Source organism: Microbacterium galbum (assembly GCF_032464915.1).
Lineage (GTDB): Bacteria > Actinomycetota > Actinomycetes > Actinomycetales > Microbacteriaceae > Microbacterium > Microbacterium galbum.
The window spans coordinates 54983-80649 of the sequence record NZ_JAWDIS010000002.1 but is presented as its reverse complement, the minus strand read 5'-3'; the positions used below and the strand labels follow the sequence as shown (position 1 = coordinate 80649).

At 71.3% G+C, this 25667-nt stretch carries 20 protein-coding genes; 9 read left to right on the top strand and 11 right to left on the bottom strand.

What is annotated here, in order from left to right; all coding sequences use genetic code 11:
- Positions 1 to 21: 21 nt before the first annotated feature.
- The 7 genes from chvE to RWH45_RS09480 all read left to right on the top strand — a co-directional run bounded on the left by chvE (position 22) and on the right by RWH45_RS09480 (position 8236).
- Positions 22 to 1125 carry a multiple monosaccharide ABC transporter substrate-binding protein gene (chvE, locus tag RWH45_RS09510; protein WP_315995258.1) on the top strand — a complete coding sequence of 368 codons (1104 nt, stop codon included), beginning with the start codon at positions 22 to 24 and terminating at the stop codon, positions 1123 to 1125.
- 156 nt (positions 1126 to 1281) lie between these two features.
- The gene (gene mmsA / locus RWH45_RS09505; RefSeq protein ID WP_315995257.1) at positions 1282 to 2808 is read left to right on the top strand and encodes a multiple monosaccharide ABC transporter ATP-binding protein; all 1527 of its coding nucleotides are present in this window, start codon (positions 1282 to 1284) and stop codon (positions 2806 to 2808) included.
- Complete coding sequence (gene mmsB, locus RWH45_RS09500; RefSeq protein ID WP_315994672.1) at positions 2795 to 4072, top strand: multiple monosaccharide ABC transporter permease; 1278 nt, start codon at positions 2795 to 2797, stop codon at positions 4070 to 4072. The genes mmsA and mmsB overlap by 14 nt, the downstream gene beginning before the upstream one ends.
- Positions 4073 to 4143: 71 nt before the next feature.
- Positions 4144 to 5361, top strand: a complete 1218-nt coding sequence (locus tag RWH45_RS09495; protein ID WP_315994671.1) for a substrate-binding domain-containing protein — start codon at positions 4144 to 4146, stop codon at positions 5359 to 5361.
- An 81-nt stretch (positions 5362 to 5442) separates the two neighbouring features.
- Entirely contained in the window at positions 5443 to 6765 is a 1323-nt protein-coding gene (locus RWH45_RS09490; protein WP_315994670.1) for a sensor histidine kinase, read from the top strand.
- Positions 6753 to 7418 carry a LuxR C-terminal-related transcriptional regulator gene (locus RWH45_RS09485; protein WP_315994669.1) on the top strand — a complete coding sequence of 222 codons (666 nt, stop codon included), beginning with the start codon at positions 6753 to 6755 and terminating at the stop codon, positions 7416 to 7418. Before RWH45_RS09490 ends, RWH45_RS09485 begins: the two co-directional genes overlap by 13 nt.
- The gene (locus RWH45_RS09480; RefSeq protein ID WP_315994668.1) at positions 7415 to 8236 is read left to right on the top strand and encodes a GIN domain-containing protein; all 822 of its coding nucleotides are present in this window, start codon (positions 7415 to 7417) and stop codon (positions 8234 to 8236) included. The genes RWH45_RS09485 and RWH45_RS09480 overlap by 4 nt, the downstream gene beginning before the upstream one ends.
- Before the next feature lie 27 nt (positions 8237 to 8263).
- Here the strand turns inward: RWH45_RS09480 and RWH45_RS09475 are convergent, their stop codons facing one another.
- Positions 8264 to 9157: an EamA family transporter gene (locus tag RWH45_RS09475; RefSeq protein ID WP_315994667.1), complete on the bottom strand. Its 894-nt coding sequence runs from the start codon at positions 9155 to 9157 to the stop codon at positions 8264 to 8266.
- Positions 9158 to 9197: 40 nt separating this feature from the next.
- Between RWH45_RS09475 and RWH45_RS09470 the strand changes: the two genes are divergently transcribed.
- Positions 9198 to 9692 (top strand): MarR family winged helix-turn-helix transcriptional regulator, encoded by a 495-nt coding sequence (locus RWH45_RS09470; RefSeq protein WP_315994666.1) that lies wholly within the window; start codon positions 9198 to 9200, stop codon positions 9690 to 9692.
- A 329-nt stretch (positions 9693 to 10021) separates the two neighbouring features.
- Here the strand turns inward: RWH45_RS09470 and RWH45_RS09465 are convergent, their stop codons facing one another.
- The 10 genes from RWH45_RS09465 to RWH45_RS09420 all read right to left on the bottom strand — a co-directional run bounded on the left by RWH45_RS09465 (position 10022) and on the right by RWH45_RS09420 (position 24096).
- Positions 10022 to 14176, bottom strand: coding sequence for a DUF3418 domain-containing protein (locus RWH45_RS09465; protein WP_315994665.1), 4155 nt, complete (start codon positions 14174 to 14176; stop codon positions 10022 to 10024).
- A gap of 97 nt (positions 14177 to 14273) precedes the next feature.
- A complete protein-coding gene (locus RWH45_RS09460) occupies positions 14274 to 15434 on the bottom strand; it encodes a glycoside hydrolase family 3 N-terminal domain-containing protein (protein ID WP_315994664.1) in 1161 nt (386 codons plus the stop codon).
- A gap of 85 nt (positions 15435 to 15519) precedes the next feature.
- Positions 15520 to 16779, bottom strand: coding sequence for an LCP family protein (locus RWH45_RS09455; RefSeq protein WP_315994663.1), 1260 nt, complete (start codon positions 16777 to 16779; stop codon positions 15520 to 15522).
- A gap of 213 nt (positions 16780 to 16992) precedes the next feature.
- Positions 16993 to 18165, bottom strand: coding sequence for an ABC transporter substrate-binding protein (locus tag RWH45_RS09450; protein WP_315994662.1), 1173 nt, complete (start codon positions 18163 to 18165; stop codon positions 16993 to 16995).
- A gap of 72 nt (positions 18166 to 18237) precedes the next feature.
- Entirely contained in the window at positions 18238 to 19020 is a 783-nt protein-coding gene (locus RWH45_RS09445; RefSeq protein WP_315994661.1) for an ABC transporter permease, read from the bottom strand.
- Positions 19017 to 19811: an ABC transporter ATP-binding protein gene (locus tag RWH45_RS09440; RefSeq protein ID WP_315994660.1), complete on the bottom strand. Its 795-nt coding sequence runs from the start codon at positions 19809 to 19811 to the stop codon at positions 19017 to 19019. The genes RWH45_RS09445 and RWH45_RS09440 overlap by 4 nt, the downstream gene beginning before the upstream one ends.
- Positions 19808 to 20761: an ABC transporter permease gene (locus tag RWH45_RS09435; RefSeq protein WP_315994659.1), complete on the bottom strand. Its 954-nt coding sequence runs from the start codon at positions 20759 to 20761 to the stop codon at positions 19808 to 19810. Before RWH45_RS09435 ends, RWH45_RS09440 begins: the two co-directional genes overlap by 4 nt.
- 7 nt (positions 20762 to 20768) lie before the next feature.
- Positions 20769 to 21797, bottom strand: a complete 1029-nt coding sequence (locus RWH45_RS09430) for a TIGR03842 family LLM class F420-dependent oxidoreductase (protein ID WP_315994658.1) — start codon at positions 21795 to 21797, stop codon at positions 20769 to 20771.
- A gap of 11 nt (positions 21798 to 21808) precedes the next feature.
- A complete protein-coding gene (hydA, locus tag RWH45_RS09425) occupies positions 21809 to 23245 on the bottom strand; it encodes a dihydropyrimidinase (RefSeq protein ID WP_315994657.1) in 1437 nt (478 codons plus the stop codon).
- A 2-nt stretch (positions 23246 to 23247) separates the two neighbouring features.
- Positions 23248 to 24096 carry a nitrilase-related carbon-nitrogen hydrolase gene (locus RWH45_RS09420; protein WP_315994656.1) on the bottom strand — a complete coding sequence of 283 codons (849 nt, stop codon included), beginning with the start codon at positions 24094 to 24096 and terminating at the stop codon, positions 23248 to 23250.
- 118 nt (positions 24097 to 24214) lie between these two features.
- Here RWH45_RS09420 and RWH45_RS09415 point away from each other — a divergent pair, with 118 nt between their 5' ends.
- Positions 24215 to 25666, top strand: a complete 1452-nt coding sequence (locus RWH45_RS09415; protein ID WP_315994655.1) for an aminotransferase class I/II-fold pyridoxal phosphate-dependent enzyme — start codon at positions 24215 to 24217, stop codon at positions 25664 to 25666.
- Position 25667 lies beyond the last annotated feature (1 nt).

Genomic DNA, 25667 nt, shown 5'->3' with positions numbered 1-25667 from the left:
ACCAGAGTGAAGAAGCACAGCATGCTCAAGGCGGTCGCGGGAGCGGGCGTCCTCGCGCTCGGCATCGGCCTCGCCGGTTGCGCGGGAGACCGCACCGGCGCCGGCAGCGGCGACTCGCAGGAGGCCGGCGGAACCATCGGCGTCGCCATGCCCACGCAGCAGTCGGAGCGGTGGATCGCCGACGGCAACAACGTCAAGTCGCAGCTCGAGGAGCTCGGCTACCAGGTCGACCTGCAGTACGCCAACGACGACATCCCCACGCAGGTCTCGCAGATCGAGAACATGATCACCACGGGCGCCAAGGCCCTGATCATCGCCTCGATCGACGGCACCACGCTGACCGACGTGCTGCAGCAGGCCAAGGACGCGAACATCCCCGTCATCGCGTACGACCGCCTCATCAACGGCACCGAGAACGTCGACTACTACACGACGTTCGACAACTACAAGGTCGGCGTGCAGCAGGCCACCTCGCTCCTCACGGGCCTGGGCGTCCTCGACGCCTCGGGCAAGGAGACGGGCGCCGCCGGTCCCTTCAACGTCGAGCTGTTCGCCGGTAGCCCCGACGACAACAACGCCACGTTCTTCTGGAAGGGTGCCATCGACACCCTGCAGCCGTACCTGGACAAGGGCACGCTCGTCGTCCCCTCCGGCCAGACCGAGTTCGGCCAGGCGGCCATCCTCCGCTGGCTGCCCGAGACGGCGCAGAAGCGCATGGAGAACATCCTCACCGTCATCGGCGGCACCAAGCTCAACGGCGTGCTCTCGCCCTACGACGGCCTGTCGATCGGCATCATCTCGGCCCTCACCTCGGGCGGCTACTCGGCCTCCGACCTGCCCGTCATCACGGGTCAGGACGCAGAGGTCGGCTCGATCAAGTCGATCATCGCGGGTGAGCAGTACTCGACGATCTTCAAGGACACGCGCGAGCTCGCCAAGCAGGCCGTGACCATGGTCGACGACATCCGCAAGGGCACCGAGCCCGAGGTCAACGACACCGAGACCTACGACAACGGCGAGAAGGTCGTCCCGTCGTACCTGCTCGAGTCGACGATCGTCACGAAGGACAACTACAAGGAGATCCTGGTCGACAGCGGCTACTACTCCGAGTCTGACCTGGGCTGATCCCCCGGGGGACCCCGGTCTCCCACCCCGCCTCCGCCGCGGCCCCATCGGGTCGCGGCGGAGGCTCCCGCGGGTCCGCCTCCGGCGCCCGCCCCACCATCCCGACCGGCCACGAGCCGGTTCTGCAAGGAGGACCTCGTGAGCACCATCCTCGAGATGCGCTCGATCACCAAGGAGTTCCCCGGCGTCATCGCGCTCGCCGACGTGTCGCTGACCGTCGAGCGCGGGACCGTCCACGCCATCTGCGGCGAGAACGGCGCCGGCAAGTCGACCCTCATGAAGGTGCTCAGCGGTGTGTATCCCGCGGGCGACTACCGCGGGGAGATCGTCTTCGACGGCCAGACCGTGGAGTTCAAGGACATCCGCGACAGCGAAGCGGCCGGCATCGTCATCATCCACCAGGAGCTCGCGCTGAGCCCCTACCTCTCGATCGCCGAGAACATCTTCCTCGGCAACGAGATCACCCACCGTGGTCTCATCGACTGGGATGCCACCAACCGCGAGGCCTCGAAGCTCCTCGCGCGCGTGGGACTCGGCGACAGCCCCGACGTGCCGGTGAACGAGATCGGCGTCGGCAAGCAGCAGCTCGTCGAGATCGCCAAGGCGCTGTCGAAGGACGTCAAGCTCCTCATCCTCGACGAGCCGACCGCGGCCCTGAACGACGACGATTCCGAGCACCTGCTCGATCTGATCCGCCACCTCCGCGGCCAGGGCATCACCTGCATCATCATCAGCCACAAGCTCAACGAGATCCGCGCGATCGCCGACGAGGTGACCATCATCCGCGACGGCCGCACGATCGAGACGCTCGACGTCGCGACCGGCGGCACCAGCGAAGACCGCATCATCCGCGGCATGGTCGGCCGTGAGCTGGAGAACCGGTACCCCGACCGCGACGTGGAGATCGGCGAAGAGGTCCTGCGCATCGAGGACTGGAACGTCAGCCACCCCACGGATGCCACCCGTACCGTCATCCACCAGGCGAACCTGAACGTGCGCGCCGGCGAGGTCGTCGGCATCGCGGGTCTCATGGGCGCCGGTCGCACGGAGCTCGCGATGAGCGTCTTCGGCAAGAGCTTCGGCTCGCGCATCTCCGGCAGCGTCTACATCCGCGGGCAGAAGGCCGACACCTCGACCGTTCCCGCGGCGATCCGCAGCGGTCTGGCCTACGTGACCGAGGATCGCAAGGGCGCCGGGCTCAACCTCATCGACACGATCAAGCGCAACATCTCGCTCGCCGGGATGCGCAAGCTCGTGAAGGGCGGCTGGGTCGACGGCGACGAGGAGTACCTGGTCGCCAACCGCTACCGCAAGTCGATGAACATCAAGGCGCCCAGCGTCGACGTGGTCGTGGGCAAGCTCTCCGGCGGCAACCAGCAGAAGGTCGTGCTGTCGCAGTGGCTGTTCTCCGACCCCGAGGTGCTCATCCTCGACGAGCCCACCCGTGGCATCGACGTCGGTGCCAAGTACGAGATCTACACGATCATCAACTCCCTCGCGGCGCAGGGCAAGGGGGTGCTCGTCATCTCCTCGGAGCTGCCCGAGCTCCTCGGCATCTGCGACCGCATCTACACCCTCAGCGAAGGCCACATCACCGGCCAGCTGCCCATCGAAGAGGCCACACCGGAGGCCCTCATGGTGCTCATGACGAAGGAAAAGGAAGCCGACCATGTCAGCGCTTGACAACACGGTGACCCCGCAGGGTCCCTCAACGCCGAAGGGCCCCGTCGGCGGTGGCGCCGGTAACGGCAGTGGCAGCGGTGCCGGCGGCATCGTGCAGTTCTTCACCTCGCGCCTGCGCGAGATCGGCATCTTCATCGCGCTGATCGTCATCGTGCTGCTGTTCCAGGCCCTCACCGGCGGGCGCCTGCTCACCGCGGGCAACGTGTCGAACATCATCGTCCAGAACAGCTACATCCTGATCCTCGCGATCGGCATGGTGATGATCATCATCGCCGGCCACATCGACCTCTCGGTCGGATCGGTCGCGGCCTTCGTCGGCGCCGTCTCGGGCGTGCTCATCGTGCAGTGGGGCCTGCCCTGGTGGCTCGGCATCCTGCTCTCCCTCGTGCTGGGCGCGGTGGTCGGCATGTGGCAGGGCTTCTGGGTGGCATACATCGGCATCCCGGCCTTCATCGTGACCCTGGCGGGCATGCTCCTGTTCCGCGGCCTCACGCAGATGACGCTCGGCAACACGCAGATCACGCCCTTCCCGACCGAGTACCGCCAGCTCGGCGGCGGCTACCTGTTCCCCGACCTCTTCCCGGCGACCAGCTCGCCGGCCGAGTGGATCACCGTCGCCCTGGGCGTGCTCACCCTCGTGCTCTTCGTCGCGTCGCAGGTGCGTCAGCGCGCCAAGCGCGCAGCCCTCGAGCTGCAGAACGAGCCCACCGCGGCGTTCCTGGTGAAGGTCATCGGTGGCGGCGCCCTCATCGCGTACCTCACCTACCTGCTGGGTGTCGCGCCCGGATCGCGCGGCACGCCCATCGTGCTCGTCGTGCTGGCGCTGCTCATCATCGGGTACTCGACCGTCATGAGCCGCAGCGTCTTCGGTCGCCACATCTACGCGATCGGCGGCAACCGCACCGCGGCCAAGCTGTCGGGCATCAACACCCGTCGCGTCGACTTCCTGCTCTTCGTGAACATGGGAGTGCTCGCGGCCCTCGCCGGCATCGTCTTCACGGGCCGCCTGAACTCGGCCGGCCCCGGCGCCGGAAACCTCTTCGAGCTGGACGCCATCGCGGCATCCTTCATCGGCGGTGCCGCCGTGCAGGGTGGCGTCGGCCGCGTCGTCGGCGCGATCGCCGGTGGTCTGGTCATGGGTGTGCTGAACAACGGCATGTCGCTCATGGGCATCTCGACCGACGTGCAGCAGTTCATCAAGGGTCTCGTGCTGCTGCTGGCCGTGGCCTTCGACGTGTGGAACAAGAACCGCACCCGCGGTTGAGTCCCGCTCTCTCTGCAACGCCCCGTCGCCTCGTGCGGCGGGGCGTTGTCGCGTGGGGGAGGATGGATCGGATGACACCTTCGCGCGCGCTCCGTGCGGCCGCGGCCCTGGTCGCCGTGACCGTGGCTCTCGCCGCCTGCTCCCCGGCGCCGGCGACCGCCCCCGGCTCGAACGACGGCGCGGGCGTCATCGGGGTGTCGCTGCCGACGACGGCCGACGCGCTGTGGAGTCGCGGCGGCGACGCGCTCAGCCGCGAACTCTCCGCGCGCGGGTACCGCGTCGACCTGCAGTTCGCAGCCTCCGACGCTCGCACGCAGGCCGCCCAGGTGCAGAACATGCTCACGAAGAGCGTGGATGCCGTGGTCGTCGCGCCCCTGGCATCCGGAGACCTGTCCGCGTCGATCGCCGCCGCCGACGAGGCGGGGGTGCCGGTCGTCGCGTTCGGGCGGTCGCTCGACGGACTCGACGTGGGGGGAGCGGTCGCCTTCGACGCCGCCGCCCTCGGGCGCGCGCAGGCGGAGGCGCTTCTCGCCGATCTCGCCGACGCGCCGCGCACCGCGACGGCGTCGTCGAGCCCGAGCCCGGCGGCCACGCCCGGATCGCCGGGCACCGAGACCGCCGAGCCCGAGGCGGTCGCGCCCGAGACCGCCGAGGCCGAGACGGCCCGGGTCGCCGTGCTGAGCGGCGCGGATTCCGACGCCTGGGAGGTCGAGCGCTACGCCGCCGCCCTCGCCGCCCTGCAGCCGGCCGTCGCGGACGGCCGCATCGAGATCGTGTCGGGTGCGACCCCCGAGGCCGCCGCCGTCGGCGGTCGGACCGCGCAGGCGCAGGCCGACGCGGCGGAGAAGCGCGTGCGCGAGCTCCGGGCGGGTGGCCCCGGCGACGTGCCCACGACCGTGCTCGCGCTCGGCGACGCGGTGACCCGGGGTGTGGTGACCGCGCTCACGACCGAGGCTCCCGAGGCCGAGGGCGAGACCGCCACGCCGACGCCCTCCCCGGAGGCGACGGACCGCGGCGACGGCGATGCCGAGCCCGCCCCCGCACCGCTCGTGGTCGGATCGGGAGCCGACGCGCCGACCGTGCGCGCGTTGCGCGACGGCGACCTCGACGCCACCGTGTTCGCCGATCCGCGGGCGCTCGTGTCAGCGACCGCCGACGCCGTCGCGGCGTTGCTCGCCGACCGCGACGCGCCCGACGAGGCCGGCGACGAGGTGGCGCCGAGCATCCTGCGCGCCGACGACGTGGAAGAGCTGATCGCCTCGGGGTGGATCTCCGCCGACGAGCTGTGACCGCGTGATTCGGGATAACCCGAACCCGCGCGGGGGCTGACCGGGCGGTGCCCGCGCCGACCGCGCCCTAGCGTGGAACGCATGACCACGGCATCCGTCCTCCCGCCCCCTCCGCCGGTTCCCGGCGGGCCCGTCGAGACCGCCCCGCCGACGGGCGGTGTGCCGGAGCGGGTGCGTGTCGCCTCGCCCGGGCGCGTCGCCGGCGCCGCTGCGCACCTGGCCGCGCTGGGCGTGATCGGGCCGGCCGTCTTCACGGGGCTGTTCAGCATGCTGGGCTCGGGCGTCGGGCTGCTCGCGGCGCTTCTCGTGGGCGTCGTCGTGCTGGTCGTCTTCGTCTACGCGCTCTTCGCCGTCGCCTGGTTCGAACGTGCGCGCGTCGACGGGCTCTACGATCTCGGTCTCGCGCCGCTGCGGCCGCGCCGCAGTGCCAAGCCGGGCTTCGTCGGGGTGCTGCACTCGATCTGGTTGCAGGCGATCGACCCGCTGCAGTGGCGCGCGGTGGCCTCGTTCTCGATCGCGACGGTGATGGGACTCGTGACGGTGACCGCCCTCGCCGGACTCGCGTGGGGCCTCGCCCTCGCCGTCAGCCCGATCTTTGGCTGGTCGAACACGCGCTTCCTCGATCTGATCCCGCTGAGCGGCGCGGGGGTCCCCCTCGTGGGGGTCATCGCCGTCATCGTCGGGGTGGCGGCCGCCATCGGCCTCGCGATCCTGCACGGCGTGGTCGTGCGCGCGATCTTCGTCCCCTCCCGCGAGGCGCAGCTCGTCGAGCAGGCCCGCACGTCCGACACCCGTCGGGCCGGAGCGGTCCGCGCGGCCGAGGTCGAGCGCACGCGCATCGAACGCGACCTGCACGACGGGGTCCAGCCGCGGCTCGTGTCGATCGGCATGACCCTCGGACTCGCGCAGACCAAGATCGACGACGACCCCGAGGCGGCCAAGGCCCTCGTCGCCGAGGCGCACGCCTCGACCAAGTCGGCCATCACGGAACTCCGGCAGCTCGCCCGCGGCATCCACGCCTCGGTGCTCGAGGATCGGGGCCTGGATGCCGCCCTCTCGGCGCTCGCGTCGCGCTCGCACATCCCGGTCACCCTCGACGTGCGTCTGCCCCGCCGCTGCGGGCGGGCGGCCGAGGAGGCCGTGTACTTCGCCATCGCGGAGACCCTCACCAACGCCGCCAAGCACTCCCGTGCCGCCGCCTGCCGTGTCGACGTGCGGGTGCGCGATGACGGGTCGCTGTGGGCACGCGTCGAGGACGACGGTCTGGGCGGGGCGCGCATCGTGCCCGGTGGCGGCCTGGACGGGATCGTCAATCGCGTCACAGCGGCGGGCGGCACGGCCCGCATCGACAGCCCCCAGGGCGGCCCGACGACGGTGGAGGTGAACGTCCCGTGCGCATCCTGATCTGCGAGGACTCCGTCCTCCTGCGCGAGGGCCTCGTGCGCCTGCTCGCCGACGACGGCCACGAGGTGGTCGCGGCCCTGCCCGACGCGGACGGCCTGGACGCCGCCGTCGCCGCGACGGCGCCGCAGCTGTGCATCCTCGACGTGCGGCTGCCGCCGACCTGGACCGACGAGGGCATCCGCGCCGCGATCGCGCTGAGGTCGCGGCATCCGGGGCTCCCGGTGCTCGTGCTGTCGCAGTACGTCGAGGAGCGCTACGCGAGCGACCTGATCGCCGACGGGCAGGGCGCGTTGGGCTATCTGCTCAAGGACCGTGTGGCCGACGTCGCCGACTTCCTCGCCGCCGTTGCCTCCATCGCCGACGGTGCCACCGTGCTGGATCCCGAGGTCGTCGCGCAGCTGCTCACACGGCGTCGCCGCGACGAGCGACTGCAGAGCCTCACCGACCGCGAGCGGGCCGTCCTGGGCCTGATCGCCGAGGGGCGCTCGAACCAGGCGATCGCCGGGGCGCTGTTCGTCAGCGAGGCGAGCGTCGAGAAGTACATCACCGCCATCTTCACCAAGCTCGGCCTGGAGCAGGACGAGACCGGCAACCGCCGCGTCATCGCCGCTCTCGTGCACCTGGGCCACGACCACACCGGAGCGACCTCATGACCATCGACACACCTCCCGCCGCCCCTGCGCCGCCCCGACGTCGCGTCGCCGCCTTCGCGGTGTCGATCGTCACGATCGTGGTCGGCGCGTGCGTCGCCCTCGGCACGGTCGCCGGAACCGCCGCCTCGGCCGTCGTCGTGCTGCGCGACGCCGACCGCGGATCGGTCCGCGTCGACGGTGCGGCGCAGGCGGTGGGGTCGCTCGACATCGACGTCACCGGGGGAGCCCTGACGATCGCCTACGGCGACGTCGACAGCGCACGGCTGGATGCCGCGACCGGTCGTGCGGGCTGGACCTTCGAACGCCGCGGAGACGCGCTGCGCGTCGCCTCGCCGAACCGGTCGTTCGTCGACTGGGGCGGGGGATCATCCGCCACGATCACCCTTCCGCGCCAGTGGGCGGGGACGGGACTCGGTGTCGAGGCGCAGGTCAGCGGCGGCGCTCTCGACCTCCAGGGCGACTACGGCACGGTCTCGGTCCGCGTCGCCGGCGGGACCACCTCGCTGAACGGCGCGGCGGGGGAGCTCGAGCTGGACATATCGGGGGGATCGGCCTCGGTGCAGCTGCGCGACGTCGGCACCGCCGCGTTCGAGGTGGCCGGGGGAGAGGTGACGGCGCACCTGCGCGGATCCGCCCCGATCCGCACGTATGTGCAGCTCACGGCCGGGTCCGTCGACCTCCGTCTGCCGGACGACGAGTACCGCGTGAGCATCGACGACGGTCTGGGGCAGGTCGACAACGGTCTGCGGCAGAGCCCCACGGCCACCGCCGAGGTCGACGTCACGGCGACGATGGGCGAGGTGCGCCTACGCTCGTGACCATCCGCGCCCCGCGCGCACCCGTGCTCATCCCTTCGGGGAGGGCACGGGTCCGCGCGTGGAACGCCGCGAACTCCGCCGCCGCGCGTGGGTGGCGGCGATGGCGGCGAGAACCGCGGCGATGCCGATGAGCTGGGGACCGGTGAGGGTCTCCCCGCCCACGAAGACGCCCAGGAGCACCCCGGTCACCGGGTTCAGCAGTCCGACGAGGCCCACCGTTCCGGCCGGAAGGTGTCGCAGACCCGTGAACCAGCAGACGAACGCCAGGGCGGTGGCCACGACCGCGATCCCGGCATAGGCGGCGACCCCCGCGGCATCCACTCGAGGCGGAGGGCCCTCTCCGACGGCGGCGACGACGACGAGCACGAGTCCTCCGGCGGTGAGCTGCCAGGCGGTCGTGGCGAGCAGCGGCGTCTCGTCACGCCAGCGGGTGGTGAGGATCGCCCCGGATGACGACGTCAGCAGGGCGAGCAGGGAGGCGATGACGCCGACGGGGGGAATCGCTCCGGTGCTCCCACCCACCACGAGCAGCACGCCGGCGATGCCGACGGCGGAGGCCAGGGCCCACCGCACCGTCGGCCGCTGCCCGAGCAGGGGCCACGCGATCCCCGCGAGGGCGAGGGGAGCGAGCGCCATGACCGAGGCGGCGATCGACGACGGCAGCAGGTGTGCGGACACGTACACGAGCACGAAGAACGCCGCGAAATTCAGCAGCCCCAGCACGAGCGCCTTCGCCCACCACGATCCGCGCGGGCGGCGTCGGGCGAGAGCCCACAGCAGCAGCCCGGCCGGCAGGGCGCGCAGCGCCGCGCCCCACAGCGGAGCGTCGGCCGGCAGCGCGTGCCGCGTCACGACGTAGGTGGCGCCCCACGCGATCGGGGCGACGGCGGTCACGGCGACGGTGCGCCACGTAGCTTCCATGGAAGACACAATAGCTTCCGTGGAAGATAAGATGGATGCCATGACCACGCCCGACCGCGTCGACTCCCTCACGGCCCAGTGGCGCGCCCAGCGTCCCGACCTCGATGTCTCCCCCCTGCACGTGATCGGACGCCTGCATCGACTGGCCGACCACCTGCGCGAGGAACTGGTCGCGGAGTACCGTCGCCACGGCCTGGGTGAGGGCGAGTTCGACATCCTCGCCGCGCTGCGGCGTGCGGGGGAGCCGTTCGCGGCCGCCCCCGGCGAGCTCGCGCGGCACACGATGGTCACCACGGGAGCGGTGAGCAAACGCGTCGACCGCCTCGTGGCATCCGGTCTCGTCGTGCGCGACGCCGACGTCGACGACGGACGAGGACGCGTCATCCGCCTCACCACGGCGGGGCGACGCGTGATCGACGAGGCCTTCGCGGCCCACGTGGCGAACGAGGAACGCCTGCTCGCGGGCCTCACCCCGCCTCAGCGGCGGACGCTCGAGGGCCTCCTGCGGGAGTGGGGCGCGTCGCTCGGCGTGTGAGTGCGACGGACGGTTGCGCGGTGAGCATACGACGCGGCCGGGGGCGTTCGGGTTGCCTGACTTCGTCGCTCGGGGTGTGCCCGCGCGGCCATGTGCGGCATCTCACGCTGCTGCCGCTGCCGGCGCGCCCGCTCGGGTTGCCCGACATGGTCGGGTGGGGTGTGCCCCAGACGGCCATGTGCGGCATCTCACGCTGCGGGCCCTGCCGGACGCCCCCTCGGTTGCCCGACGTGGTCGCGTGCGGTGTGCCTGGGCGGCGAAGTGCGGCGATTCACCCGTGAGGACGCGAACGTCCCGCACCGGGGGCTCGGTCGTACCGCCTCGGCGGCTTACGCGCCCTTCAGCGCCTTCGTGATGCGCTGGGGCGACACCGGCTCGGCCGTGCCGAGGCGTTGGGCGAACAGGCTCACGCGCAGCTCCTCCAGCAGCCACCGCGTCTGCACGAGGTTCGCGGGAGCATCGGCGGGCAGGGGGATGACACCGCCCGCCTCGGCGAACGCGGTCGCGGAGCGCTCGTACTCGGTCTGCCGCTGGCGGTCGCGACCGGGGTTGTCCGACAGGGTCTTCACACGTTCCAGCGCCCCCGCCAGGTAGCGCGGGTAGTGCTGCAGCCGATGCAGGCCCGTGCGCGAGAGGAAGCCCGGGAAGAGCAGCCCCGCCACCTGACCCCGCACGTCGTTCAGCGCGCCCAACAGCGTGATGGAGGCGGCATCCTTCATCGCCCTCTCGACCTCGCGCTGCGCGAGCAGGATCTTCGCGGCGAGCGACACCGTCTGGAACGTGCGCTCGACCGAGACGGCGGAGAACGCATCCCGCACGCGCTCGAACTCGGCCTTCGTGCGGACGACACCGGCCGGCGCCTCGCGCAGGAGGACGTCGTCGGCGAGGGCGACGCGGGCGTCCTCGATCAGCGCCTTCGCATTCTGGTACGGGGATGCCGCGAGGGCGAGCTTCTCGTTCGCGGTGAGGTGGTCGAGGACGTACGTGGCGGGGGAGGGCACGGCCAGCAGCATCAGGCGTCGGATGCCGGTGCGCGTGTGCCGCGCGGCATCCTCGGGCGTCGCCTCGACGCGCAGCGTGACGCTGTCCCCCTCGTCCACGAGGGCCGGGTAGCCGCGGACGACGCCGCCGGCGACGGGCGTGTCGACGACCTCGGTGAGCTCGTCGAGGTCCCACGTCGTGAGCTTCGTGCGCGCGGCGAACGCGGGGGAGGCCTCGGCGACCTTCGCGGCTCTCTGCGCCGGTCGGGCGATCGTCGACTCGACGCTGGAGCGGGCCCTGTCGGCCAGGCGGCGCTGCAGGGCGCCGAGGTCGCGGTCGCTGCCGATCGCCCGCCCGCGCGCATCGACCGCGCGGAACGACGGGAGCAGGTGCCCCGGGACGCGCTCGAGCTCGAAGTCGGCAGCACTCACGCGCTGGTTGGCCACGCGCTGCACCTGGGCGGCGAGGGCGTCGACCAGCGTCGTCTTCGGCAGACCGTCCGTGTGCTCGGGGCCCCTCTCGGCCAGCTCGGCGGAGAACTTCTCAGCCCAGTCGGCGGCGGGCACGACGTTGCGGCGGATCGTCTTCGGCAGGGCTCGCAGCAGCGCGGTCACGAGCTCGTCGCGCATGCCCGGCACCTGCCAGTCGAACCCGTCGGGGCGCAGCTGAGCCAGCAACGGCAGCGGCACGACGACCGTCACGCCGTCGTCGGGGGCACCGGGCTCGAAGCGGTACGCGAGGTTGAGGGTCTGGTCTCCCTGGCGCCAGCGCGCGGGGAAGGCGCGGTCGTCGCCTTGCGCTCGGTCGCCGGTGAGGTCGGACTCGCGCAGGTCGAGCAGGTGGGGCGTGCGGGTGACGGCATCCTTCCACCACGTCTCGAACGAGCGCACGTCGGTGACATCAGCGGGGATGCGCGCGTTGTAGAACGCGAAGACCGCCTCGTCGCCGATGAGGATGTCGCGGCGGCGCTCGCGTTCCTCGATCTTCTCCAGCAGGCGGCGCTGCTCGACGTTGCGGCGCAGGAACGCCGTGAGGCGCTTGTCGAGCACCGAGGGGTCCCACTCGCCCTCCACGAGCGCGTGGCGCACGAACATCTCGCGCGCGAGAGGGCGATCGAAGCGCGCGAGCTGCACCCGGCGACGGCCGACGAGCTCGACCCCGAAGAGGGTGACCTTCTCGTAGGCCGCGGCGGAGCCGGCATCCTTCGACCAGTGCGGCTCGCTCAGCGAGCGCTTGACGAGGTCGGGCGCGAGCTCTTCGGCCCACGCGGGGTCGACGGCGGCGACCGTGCGGGCGAACAGGCGCGACGTCTCGACGAGCTCGGCGGCCATCACGGCCGAGGGACGCTTCTTCTTCAGCCCCGAGCCGGGGAAGATCGCGAACCGCGCCCCGCGCGCGCCGATGTACTCGCCCTTGACGGGGCGGGCGTCGCCCGGGGCTTTGCGGTCCTTGGTCTGCGCCATCGTGCGCGGATCCAGGATGCCGAGGTGCGACAGCAGCCCGGACAGGATCGCGCGGTGGATCGCGTCGCCGGCGGCGTGTCCCTCGGGGGCGGTGGTGTGGTCGACGGTCGATGATCCGCGTTCTGCTCGGGAGGGGGCGGGTCCGGTGCGCCGTGGGGCAGGGCTCCCCGCGCGCCCGCCGTCGCCCGACCCGCGCTCGGCGCCCAGCGACCGCAGCTGCCGGTGCACATCGATCCATTCGCGCACCCGCACGTAGTTGAGGTGCTCGCTGCGGCAGAGTCGTCGGAACGCGCTCGAGCCGAGCTCGGCCTGCTTCTCCTGCAGGTAGTCCCAGAGGTTGAGCAGCGACAGGAAGTCGCTGGTGGGGTCGGTGAAGCGCGCGTGGAAGCGGTCGGCCTCCTCGCGGCGTTCCTCGGGGCGCTCGCGCACGTCCTGGATCGACATGCCCGACACGATCGCGAGCACCTCGCTCGACACGTCGTTGCGGCGGGCCTCGATGAGCATGCGCGCGAAGCGGGGGTCGATCGGCAGGCGCGCGATCTCGCGGCCGATCTCGGTGAGGCGGGGGCCGCGATCGTCTCCCCGCCCACCCCGCTGGCGCGAGGGGTCGCCGTCGCCGCGGGGATCGCGGCGTTCGGAACCCGGTGCCGGCAGCTTCACCGCGCCGAGCTCGACGAGCAGGTCGAACGCCGCCTTCACGCCGCGCGAATCCGGCGGGGTCAGGAACGGGAACGCCTGGATGTCGCCGAACCCGAGCGACAGCATCTGCAGGATGACGGATGCCAGCGACGTGCGCAGGATCTCGGGCTCGGTGTACTCCGGACGGCGGAGGAAGTCGTCTTCGGAGTAGAGGCGGATCGCGACACCGGGCGACGTACGGCCGGCGCGGCCGGACCGCTGCTGCGCGGACGCCTGCGAGACGGCCTCGATCGGCAGGCGCTGGATCTTCGAGCGGTTGCTGTAGCGCGAGATGCGCGCGGTGCCGGTGTCGACGACGTACCGGATGCCGGGGACCGTGAGACTCGTCTCGGCGACGTTCGTGGCGAGGATGACGCGGCGGCGCACACCCGCGACGGTGGAGCGCTCGAACACGCGGTGCTGTTCGGCGGCGGAGAGGCGGCCGTACAGGGGGAGCACCTCGGTGGGCGCGGCGTCCTTTTGATATGCCCCGCGGATGGCATCCGCCGCATCCCGGATCTCGGCCTCACCGGGGAAGAACACGAGCACGTCGCCCGCGGGCTCCCGGTCGAGCTCACGGAGGGCCGCGACGACGGCTCCGACCTCGTCGACGTCGTCGGCGGAGCGGCCGGACGTGGCGGTCGGCCGTGCGGGGCTGCGGGGCTTCTTCGGGCGCGGTGTCGAGGTCCCGGCATGCGGAGTCTCGTCGTCGGCGTCGTCGGGAACCTCGTCCGCCCCGTCGAGCGGCCGGTACCGGACCTCGACCGGATACGTTCGCCCCGACACCTCGATCACCGGCGCGGGCACCGGCTCGCCGCCGGGCTCGGCGGGGGCGGCGGCGAAGTGCCGCGCGAAGCTCTCGGGGTCGATCGTCGCGGAGGTGACGATGACCTTGAGGTCGGGGCGCTTCGGCAGGATGCGGCGGAGGTAGCCGAGCAGGAAGTCGATGTTGAGCGAGCGCTCGTGCGCCTCGTCGACGATGATCGTGTCGTAGCGGCGCAGGAGCCGGTCGCGGTGGATCTCGTTGAGCAGGATGCCGTCGGTCACCAGCGCCACGCGCGTGTCGGCCGACACCTTGTCGGTGAAGCGCACCTTGTAGCCGACGGTGGAACCGAGGGGGACCTGCATCTCCTCGGCGATGCGCTCGGCGATCGTGCGCGCGGCGATGCGGCGGGGCTGGGTGTGCGCGATCGAGGTGCGCCCGAGCTCGAGGCAGATCTTGGGCAGCTGCGTGGTCTTCCCGGAGCCCGTCGCCCCGGCGACGATCACGACCTGGTGGTCGCGGATGGCGCGCGCGATCTCGTCCCGGGCCGCGCTGACGGGCAGCTCGGGCGGGTAGACGATGACGGGTTCGACAGACACAGCCTTCCAGCGTATCGCCCGCAGCGCGCGTGAGTCGCCAGGATCTGTCGCTACGCCGGTGTCGGAGGCGACGAATCGTGGAGACTCGCGCAAGAGCTCAGGGCATCGCGGCCTTCTGGGCCAGGATGCGGCGTGCGGCGGCGTCCACCTTCGCGGCGAAGGCGGGGTCGGACTCGGCGCGCGACAGCACGGCCTGATGCATCTCGGGGTACACCGACGGGTCGGCCGAGACGAGCAGCAGGTCGACGCCGGCGTCGACCGCCAGCGTCGCCCGATCGGCGGGCGACCAGGGCTGCACCTGGCGCGCGGCCGAGAGGTCGTCGACCGTGACCACCCCGTCGAACCCCACGCGGTCGCGCAGCACGCCCACCACCGCGGGGGAGAAGGCGGCGGGGGCCGAGGGGTCGATCTGCGCGGAGATCGCCGTCGAGAGCATGACGACGGCGGGCCCCTGCGGCAGCACCGTGGAATACACGCCCACGTCGGGTCCGTCGGCGGTGACCGTGTCGTCCGTCACGCCCGTGGAGTAGTCGGTGTTGTCGTCGACGTGTCCGAGGCCCGGGAAATGCTTGAACGTCGGCAGCACCCCGCCGTCTCGCATCCCGGCGGCGAACGCACCTGCCTTCGCGGCGACCGTCGCCTCGTCGTAGCCGTACTCGCGGGCCAGCTCGCCGATCGGGGGATTGGATGCCGCGAACTCCGCGCTCGTGACGATGTCGGCGACCGGCGCGAGGTTCATGTTCACCCCCGCGGCGGCGAGCTGCGTCCCCCACGTCGCAGCGCTCGCACGCAGGGCGGCGTCATCGGACTGCGCCTGATCGAGCGCCGACGGGATGTCGTCGTATCCCGGACCCGACAGCACCTGCACCGTCCCGCCTTCCTGGTCGGTGGCGACCCACAGCGGCGGTCGGCCCGCGGGCACCGTCGAGGTGAATCCGCTCACGAGGTTCGCGATCGCCTCCGTGCCGGCATCCGATCGTCCGTGCAGGAAGATCCCACCGATGTGGTCGTCCCGCACGGCCGCGACCGTCGTCGCATCGGCACCGTCGACCGAGGTGCCCACCATGAACAGCTGCCCGACCTTGTCGGCCAGGCTCATGCCGTCCAGGGGATCGGGCGTGCGCGTGGGACTGGGCGTCGGGGTGGGGGTGGGAGTGGCGGATGCCGTCGGGGTCGACGGGGCGGCCGCGGGCGCGCAACCGGCGAGGGCGAACGCTGCGGTCACGACGACCAGCGAGAAGCGGGCGGAGGTCTTCACCCCTCGATGCTGTCCCATCGACCTGAGTGTGCGGTCTCCGTGCGCGGGGGCGTGCGCCCGTCGGACGGCGACGTCGTGGTCGGGATCAGCCGTTGCCGGCCGAGCAGGTCGCCTGGTCCGCCTTCGTGCCGTTGATGTTCTGGGGCAGATCGACCACGCCCGGGGCGGCGCTCGCGTCGGGCGAGGCGGTGGCATCGGTGGCATCCGGAGCGGGGGTCTCCTCGGCCGGCGCGGTGGGCTCCTCGGTGGGAGCCGACGGGTCGGCGACCACGCCGCGGCCGGCTTCGCCGGTGATCGTGAGGGGCGCGTTGGCGGCGAGGGCCTCGAACAGCACCTGGGCCGAGGCCTCGTCGGGCGCGACGCGGTTGCTGTCGTACGGGTCGTCGACGACGGGGTACTGCACGAAGGTGATGTCGGAGAACGGCACGTCCTTGAGCGTGTACGCCAGCTGCGCGATGCGGACGGGGTCGGCGAGGCTCTCGCTCGGCTGGATGTTGTTGACGGCCGTGTTCGCCAGACCGATGAGGGTGCCCGGGTTCGACAGCACCTCGTCGCTGCGGAGCTTGTTGACCAGGCGCGACATGTACTGCTGCTGGTTGCCGATGCGGGCGAGGTCACTGCCGTCGCCGATGCCCTTGCGCGTGCGCAGGAAGGCGAGGGCGTCGAAACCCTTGACCGTGCGGGGGCCGGCTTCCCATTGGATGCCGGCATCCGGGTCGTCGATCCCCTCGCCGCCGATGCACACCTCGATGCCCCCGATCGCGTCGGTGATGTTCACGACGTTGCCGAAGCTGACCTTCGCGGCGAAGGGGATGCTCTGCCCGGTGAGGTTCGAGATGGTGTCGGCGACGCACGACAGACCGCCGTCTTCGAACGCGGTGTTGATCGAGGCGCGGTCGGTGCCGCCGAAGACGGCGCCGTCGTCGTTGGTGCACTCCGGGATCGCGACCTGCAGGTCGCGCGGGAACGACACCACGGTGGCGCGCCGCGGGTTCGCCGAGACGTACAGCAGCATGTTGACGTCGTTGCGCGCGCCGTCGTTCTCGGGGTCGGTGCAGCGCGGGCCGAACGCCGCGGCCACGACGTCGTCGCACTCGTCGGTGCCGACCACCAGCACCGCGAAGGGCTCGTTGTACTCGCTGAGGGCGGGGGGCTCGGCCGGGGCGTCCTTCAACGGAACCGAGGCCTCCTGCAGGCGGCTCGTCAGCGACCAGGCGTAGAAGCCTCCCACCGCCACCCCGGCGACGACGATCACGGCCACGGCGATCGCGAGAAGGGTGAGCCCGCGGCGGAGCCCGGACTCGGGCCGGCGGCGCGCGTGCTTCGGGGCGGGGCTGGCGTGCATGGGGTCAGTCAACCACGCGGGAGCCGGCTCGTCCCGGTGCCGGGCCGCGCACCGGCTGCACGAGCGGCGCGGTGGTCACCTTCGGCGGAGCCGGGAGCAGCGAGCAAACGCCCGGCTCGATTCCGCCGACCGCGCACGAGGGAGACGACGCGCAGACACGACGGCGGGGCGGCCGGATGACCCGGCCGCCCCGCCTCCTCGGCTCCTCGCGTCCTACTGCCCGCCCTCGGTGAGTGTCACGTCGATCGGCGTGTAGTCGCCGTCGACCGTGACCCCCTCGTCCTTCAGGGCGCTGTGAGCGGCTTCGATGTAGTCGTTGGAATACGCGGATGCCGCCGGCTCCGCCGTGATGAGGTTGAGCCCGTCCTGGTTGACCGCCTTGAGAGCGCCATCGACGGTCTTCTTCCAGGCGTCGGCGTCGATCATGCCGAAGTCGCCGCCGGTCCAGATGAGCTTGTTGACCTCGTTCATCTGCCACAGCTGGTGCGTGGGGCCGACCGGGAAGGCGTCGACGCCCGGGGCCGTCGCGGCGGTGTAGGTGATGTCCGCGGCCTCGGTGGGGTTGTCGCGCGCGAAGACCCAGCCCTTGATCACGGCCTTGAGGAAGCGCGTGGCGGCGTCGGCGTAGGCCGGGTCGTCGGCCAGGCGCGTCGTGTCCGCCCAGATGGCGTCCTGCAGCATCGCGCCCGCGGTGTCCTCGTACGAGATCACGTCGATGTCATCCATCGTGTAGAGCCTCCCCGTGGCGGGGTTCACCGTCTCGAGCAGCTGCGCGAGCTCGTTGTAGGTCATCGCTTGCGCGGCATCCACGTCTTTGTCGAGGAGGGCGTTCATCGAGAAGTCCTGCGTCGTGATCTGCACGGTCGAGGCGTCCAGGCCCTTGTCGGCCATGGCCGCGAAGATCTCCCACTCGTTTCCGAAGCCCCACGAGCCGATCCGCTTGCCCTCGAAGTCGTCGACGCTCGTGATGCCCGAGCCCTTCCACGACACCTGGGTGGTGCCCGACTTCTGGAACACCTGCGCGATGTCGGTCAGCTCGACGCCCTGGTTCTCGAGCGTCCCGAGAACCTTGGGTACCCACGCGACGGCGAAATCGACGTCGCCGGCGACGAGCGCGTCCTGCGGGACGATGTCGCCGCCGGAAGGCAGCACCTCGACGTCGTCGAAGCCCTCCTCCTGGAAGTAGCCCTTGTCGAGGGCGACGTAATAGCCGGCGAACTGCGCCTGCGGCAGCCACTGCAACTGCAGCTTCACCGAGGTGAGCGGGGTGAAGTCGGCGTCGGATGCCGCGGGCGCGGAGCCGCCGCCGGAGCAGGCGGAGAGCGCGAGGGCGGCGACGCCGACGCCGGCGATCGCGCCGAGCGTGCGTCGGGTGCTGTGTCTCATGGAAGGTCCTTCCGGTTCGGGTGGAGCGTGTGTCGGGTGGTGCAGGCTCTTTCGTCGGAGGGCGGACGCCGGTCAGCTCGGCGGACGGCCCGCGCCGAGGCGGCGGGCGACGAGGCGTTCGAGCAGCGAGGTGACGAGGAAGAAGACGAGGCCGATGACGATGCCCCCGCCCACGAACGCCCACGCGAGAGAGGCGCGGCCGGACTTGGCGTAGGTGGCGATCGCGGTGCCGATGCCGTCGGCGGGCCCGCCGAAGTATTCGGCGACGAGGGCGGAGATGACGGCGAGGGATGCCGCGACCCGCACGCCCGTGACGAGATACGGCAGGGCCGTGGGGAGCGTGAGGCGCAGGAACGTCTGGCCCCCGCTCGCGGCGGTGGCGCGGAAGAAGTCGCGTTGGACGGGCCTGGTTTGACGGAGGCCGCGGAGGGTGTTGACGAACACCGGGACGAACGCGGCGATCCCGGCGACCGCCTGGCGACCGAACTGGCTCGACGCGCCGAACATCGTGTTGAAGATCGGGGTGAGCGCGACGATGGGGACGACGGCGAGCGCGGCGACGAGAGGTGCGGTCATGCCGTCGACGGGACGCCAGGTGGCGGCGAGGGCGGCGAACAGAATCGCGAGCAGGCTGCCGGCGACGAGGCCGACGAGGGCGTTCGTCCCCGTGATCCCCGCGGCCTCGGCGATCAGGCCGAAGCGATCGACGAACTCGTTCGCCACCGCGAAGGGGGCGGGCAGCATCCGTGGGGCGCTGCCCGAGGCGACGAAGGCGTACCACGCGGCGAGTCCGGCGACACCGACGACGAGGGGCGCCAGCAGCCGCGCCCACCCGGGGAGTCGAGCGGCCGTCATCGCTCGTTCGCCCGGTGCAGGGGCGAGCCGTGGAGCGCTTCGCGGACGGCGGTGACGCGCGAGAAATACTCCGGCGACTCCCGGAGGAGGTCGTCGCGGGCACGGCCCGGTCGGGTGTCGACGACCTCGGTGATCCGTCCGGGTCGGGGACTCATCACGACGACGCGATCGGAGAGGAACACCGCCTCGGGGATCGAGTGCGTGACGAAGACGACCGTGGCCCCGGTCTCGGCGGCGATGCGCGCGAGCTCGGACTGCAGCCGCTCGCGGGTCATCTCGTCGAGGGCGCCGAACGGCTCGTCCATCAGCAGCAGTCGCGGTGAGGCCGCGAGCGCGCGGGCGATCGCGACGCGCTGCTGCATGCCGCCGGACAGCTGGTCGGGGTAGCGCCCGACGAAGTCGGTGAGACCCACGAGGTCGGCGAGTTCGGCGACGCGCGCGTCGCGGCGGGCGCGGGTCCAGCGGTGCAGCTCGAGGGGCAGGGCGATGTTCGCCGCGACCGTGCGCCAGGGGAGGAGCCCCGCCTGCTGGAAGGCGATGCCGTAGTCCTGGTCGAGTCGCGCCTGCCGCGCGGTCTTGCCCGCGAGGGTGAGCTCTCCACTGGTGGCCGTGTCGAGGTCGGCGATGAGACGCAACAGCGTCGACTTGCCGCAGCCGGAGGGGCCGATGAGCGAGACGAACTCCCCGGCGGCGATGTCGAGATCGACGTCGGTCAGGGCGATCACCTCGCCGCCGGCGCTCGGGAAGACCTTTCCGAGCCCGCGGGCCCGAACAGCGGTGGTGGTGGTCATGCGGTGTCCTCCCCGCGACGGAATCGATGAAGGGCGACGCCGATGAGGGCCACGCCGAGGGCCGCGACGAGTCCCATGACGACGGTGCCGAGAGTCGGCGCCCAGGGGGCGGCCGGGTCGGACGACGCCTGCCCGGCGAGCTGGATGAGCATGCGGCCGATCCCGCCGCGCAGTCCGATCGACACCTCGGCGACGACGGCGCCGACGACGGCGGATGCCGCCGCGAGACGCAGAGCGGGGAGCAGATGCGGCACGGCCGCGGGCAGGCGCAGGTGGACCAGCGTCTGCCACCACCCGGCGGAGCCTGACCGCATGAGGTCGAGGTGCAGGGCGTCCGGGGCATCGAGCCCGCGGAGCATGCCGATCGCGACGGGGAAGAACGCGAGGTACGACGCGATGAGGGCGACCGAGAGCCACTGCGGCCAGGGGAATCCGGCGCGGTCGATCTGCGTTCCGAGCGCGTTGACGACGGGCGCGAAGGCGATCAGCGGAACGATCTGGCTGACGACGATCCACGGGAGGAGGCCGGCTTCGACCAGCCGCCAGCGCTGCATCGCGATCCCCAGCAGGGCGCCGACGACGACGCCGATGAGCCATCCCAGGGCGGCCAGCCCGAGGGTCGTTCCGGCCGCCTGGAGTACCGAGAGGATCAGGGGCGGGGTGTCGCCCCCGCTGGTCGGGGCGAACATCCGCGCGACCATGTCCCACACGTGCGGCATGGCGCGGTCGTGGGTGCGGGGGAGCAGGATGACACCCGACCCCGCCGATCCGTCCCCGCCCACGGTCACGCCGTCCGCCGGTCCGAGGAACTTGTACAGCTCCCACAGCACGACGACCGCGGTCACTCCGGCGATTCCCCAGCCGATCCGGGCGGCCATCCCGCGTCCCCGCGAGGAGCGGGCCGCACCGACGACCTCGGTGGCGCCCGGGGTCAGGACCTGATCGGTCACGGGGTGCTCACTGCTTCGCCGTCACGTGCTCGGACAGCGCGGGGATGACCGTCTCGCCGTAGACCCGCATCGTCTCCTCCTTGTTGTCGTGCTGGAGGTAGCCGGCGAACTGGGTGACGCCCAGCGCCCGCAGTTTCTCGAGCTTGGCGACGTGCTCCTCGGCGGTGCCGAGCAGACAGAACCGCTCGACGATCTCGTCGGGCACGAAGTCGACGTGGTCGTTGTCGCTCTTGCCGTGCGAGTTGTAGTCGTACCCGGTGCGCCCGGCGATGTAGTCGGTGAGCGCGGCGGGCACGTCGGAGCCGACGCCGTACTTCGCGACGATGTCGGCGACGTGGTTTCCCACCATCCCGCCGAACCATCGGCATTGCTCGCGCATGTGCGCGCGGCTCTCCGGAGTGTCCTCACCGATATACATCGGTGCGGCCACGCAGAAGGCGATCTCGTCGGGGTCGCGGCCGACGTTCTCGGCGGCCTGACGGACCGTCTTGATCATCCACTCCGCGATGTCGAGGTCGGCCAGTTGCAGGATGAACCCGTCGCCCACCTCGCCGGTCAACTTCAGGGCGAGCGGGCCGTAGGCCGCCACCCACACGTCGAGCTTCGATCCGCGGCTCCAGGGGAACTGCAGCGTCGCGCCGTTGTACTCGACGGCTCGGGAGTTGCCGAGCTCCCTGATGACGTGGATCGACTCCCGCAGCGCTTTCAGTGTCGTGGGCCGACCGTTGGTGACGCGCACCGCCGAGTCGCCGCGGCCGATGCCGCAGATCGTGCGGTTGCCGTACATCTCGTTGAGGGTCGCGAAAGTGGAGGCCGTGACGGTCCAGTCCCGGGTCGCGGGGTTGGTCACGAACGGTCCGACGGTGACCCGTCGCGTGGCTGCGAGGATCGCCGAGTGCACGACGTAGGGCTCCTCCCACAGCAGGTGCGAGTCGAAGGTCCAGACGTGGCTGAAGCCGTGTGCCTCGGCCAGCTGCGAGAGCTGGACCGTGCGGGCGGCGGGCGGGTTGGTCTGCAGGACGACGCCGAAATCCATGGGGTCTCCTCTCAGACCAGGTACTGGCTCAGGCCGCGCTTGACGAAGCGTCCGTCGCCCTTGGAGCCGAGGTAGGCGCCGTCGTCGACGACGACCTTGCCGCGCGAGATGACCGTGTCGACGTGCCCGTCGATCTCGAAGCCCTCCCACGCGGAGTGGTCCATGTTCATGTGGTGGGTCTTGCCGACTCCGATCGAGGTGTGTCCGGCCGGGTCGTAGACGACGATGTCGGCGTCGGCGCCGGGGGCGATGACGCCCTTCTTGCCGTACATGCCGAACATGCGCGCCGGGGTCGTGCTGGTCAGCTCGACCCAGCGCTCCAGGGTGATCTGCCCCGTCACGACGCCCTGGTACATGAGGTCCATCCGGTGCTCGACTGAGCCGATGCCGTTGGGGATCGCCCGGAAGTCGCCCTGGCCGAGTGTCTTCTGGTCCTTCATGCAGAAGGGGCAGTGGTCGGTCGACACCATCTGGACGTCGTTCGTACGCAGCGCTTGCCACATGTGGTGCTGGTGGCCCTCGTGCTTCGACCGCAGGGGAGTGGAGCACACCCACTTGGCGCCCTCGAAGTCGCCCCACTCGTCGCTCGAGGCGCCGAGCTGGTCTTCGAGCGAGAGATAGAGGTATTGCGGGCACGTCTCGCCGAAGACGTTCTGCCCGTTGTCGCGGGCCCACGCGAGCTGTTCGACGGCCTGCTTGGCGCTGACGTGCACGACGTACAGCGGCGCGCCGGTGAGGTGCGACAGCATGATCGCGCGGTGCGTGGCCTCCTCTTCCATCTGCCACGCGCGGGCGACACCGTGGAAGTACGGCGAGGTCTTGTTCTTCTCGATCAGCTGTTCCGCGAGCACGTCGATGACCGGGCCGTTCTCGGCGTGCATCATCGTCAGCAACCCCGTGTCGGCCGCGACCTGCATCGCGCGGAGGATCTGCGCGTCGTCGGCGTAGAAGACCCCCGGGTACGCCATGAACATCTTGAAGCTCGAGATGCCCTCGTCGATCAATCCGGGCAGAGCGGCGAGGGAGTCGGAATCCACTCCTCCGACGATCTGGTGGAACCCATAGTCGATCGCGCAGTTACCCGCCGCGAGCTCGTGCCAGTGGGCGAGGCCGTCCTGCACGCGCTCGCCGGCGCGCTGCACGGCGAAGTCGACGATGGTGGTCGTTCCGCCCCACGCCGCGGCTCGGGTCCCGGTCTCGAAGGTGTCGGAGGCGCTCGTACCGCCGAACGGCAGCTGCATGTGCGTGTGCGCGTCGATGCCGCCCGGGATGACGTACTTGCCCGTGGCGTCGATGACGGTGTCGACGGATGCCGCGAGGTCATGGCCGAGCAGGGTGGAGCCGGGCGCGAGGACCGCGGCGATCGTCTCGCCGTCCAGCAGCACGTCGGCGGCGGTGCGGCCGGTGGCCGAGACGACGGTGCCGCCGGAGACGAGGGTGGTGCCCACGGTCAGGCCTCCACGATCTCGCCGTAGGTGTCCGGCCGGCGGTCGCGGTAGAACTGCCAGTCGTCGCGCATCTGCTGGACGAGGTCCATGTCCAGGTCGCGGACGAGGATCTCCTCGTGCTCCGACGAGCCCACCGCGCCGACGTGGTTGCCGCGCGGGTCGATCACCTGGCTGGTCCCGTAGAACGACACGGCCTCGTCGCCGTACTCGTTGTCCTCGCGGCCGACCCGGTTGGGCTGCAGAACGAAGTAGCCGTTGGCGACCGCGGCGCAGGGACCCTCGACCTCCCACAGGCGGTTGGAGAGCCCGGGCTTGGTCGCGTTGGGGTTGAAGACCATGTGCGCGCCGTTCAGGCCCAGCTCGCGCCAGCCTTCGGGGAAGTGCCGGTCGTAGCAGATGTACATGCCGACCTTGCCGACCGCGGTGTCGAAGACGGGGTAGCCGAGGTTGCCGGGACGGAAGTAGAACTTCTCCCAGAACTTGTCGAGGTGCGGGATGTGGTTCTTGCGGTAGCTGCCGAGCACCGTGCCGTCCGCGTCGACGAGGACCGAGGTGTTGTAGTAGACCCCGGTCTGTGCCTCTTCGTAGATGGGGAGCACCGAGACCAGCCCGAGTTCCTTCGCAAGTGCGGCGAAGCGCTGCACGATCGGACCGTCGACCGGCTCGGCGTAGCGGTAGTACTTCTGGTCCTGCGTGATGCCGAAGTAGGGACCGTAGAACAGCTCCTGGAAGCACACGACCTGCGCTCCGGCCGCAGCGGCATCCCGCGCGAACTGCTCGTGCTTGTCGAGCATCGATTCCTTGTCGCCGGTCCACGTCGTCTGGGTGATGGCCGCTCGCACCGTCGTCATCGGGTTCTCCTCGCTCTCGACCGCGCGCCCGCCCGGTCGTGTCGTGTTCTGTTACTGTCGCGCCTGAACATTTCCCGACGATTTCCACGAGTGACACCCCCGTAAATTGGAGGACCGGATGCTGGCGCCCGACACCCTCGTCGAACGCACCGCCGCGGGCCTCGCCGCGGAGATCGCGCGCTTGGTCAGCGAGGGCACGCTCCCGCCGGGCGACCGGCTCCCGACCGTGCGCCAGGTCGCCGCCGCGCTCGAGGTGTCGACCGGCACGGTCGCCACCGCGTGGCGTGCGCTCGCCGACGCCGGCGTCGTCACGTCCCGGGGGCGCGCGGGGACGTTCGTGCGCACCGAGAAGCGCGAATGGCTGAGTCCGCGGGTCCGGGGGCTCTCCGCTCCCGCGGTCGGCGCGGGGGTCGCCGTACCGCCCGGACTCGGCGACGGTCGCCGGGGTGCGGCATCCGTCGCCCTCGACCTCTCTCTGGGCACACCCGATCCGGCGATGCTCCCTTCGCTCGAGCGCGCTCTCGCTCTCGCCCGACCGCGCGCCGACACCGGTCGCTACCACGACCTGCCCGTGCTGCCGGAGCTGCACGACCTGCTGCGCGAGCAGTGGCCGGTACGCGGTGTCGAGGCGATCACCGTGGTCGACGGAGCGTTCGACGGGATCTCGCGCACGGTCGAACAGGTCGTCCGCTTCGGCGATCGCGTGGCCGTCGAATCCCCGGGGTTCCCGTACATCTTCGACCTCGTCGAGGCGGCGGGCGGCGTCCCCCTGCCCCTGCAGAGCGACCGCGACGGCATCCTTCCCGCCTCGCTCGCGCTCGCCCTCGCTCAGCGTCCGTCCACCCTCGTGCTGCAGCCGCGCGCCCAGAACCCGACCGGGGTTTCGATGTCGATCGATCGCGCGCGACGGCTCGCCGACGTTCTGCTGACGGTGCCCGGGGGCACGCGCGTCACCGTGATCGAGGACGACCACTCGGCGCTGATCGCGTCGGCGCCGCCGGTGACGCTCGCGCTGTGGATCCCGGGCCAGGTGGTGCACGTTCGCGGATTCTCGAAGTCGCACGGACCCGACCTGCGGATCGCGGCCCTGGGGGGCCCGTCCGAGATCGTCGAGCGCATCATCCGCCGCCGCATGCTCGGTCCCGGGTGGACCTCGCGGCTCCTCCAATCGATCCTGCTCGAGCTCCTCACCGATGCCCGCTCGATCGCCCCGGTGCGCACCGCGCGGCTCATCTACCGTGACCGTCTCGACCGCCTCGCCGCCGCGCTCCGCCGTCTCGGCGTCGAGGTGGGGGAGCCCGACGGGATCAACCTGTGGATGCCGGTGCGCGACGAACGCGCGGCGCTCGTGCACCTCGCGGCCGAGGGGATCGCGGTGGCCGCGGGGACGCCCTTCGTCATCGACGCCCCCGAGATCGCCGGATCGGGCGCCGCCGGATCGGGCGGCGCCAGTGCCGAGGGGGCGGGTGTCGGCGGGTGGGTCCGCGTCACGGGCGGCTCCGTCATCGAGAACGTGCGGCTCGTGGCCGAGGCGCTCGCTCGGGCGGCGTTCGCGCCTCCCGCGTCGTGAC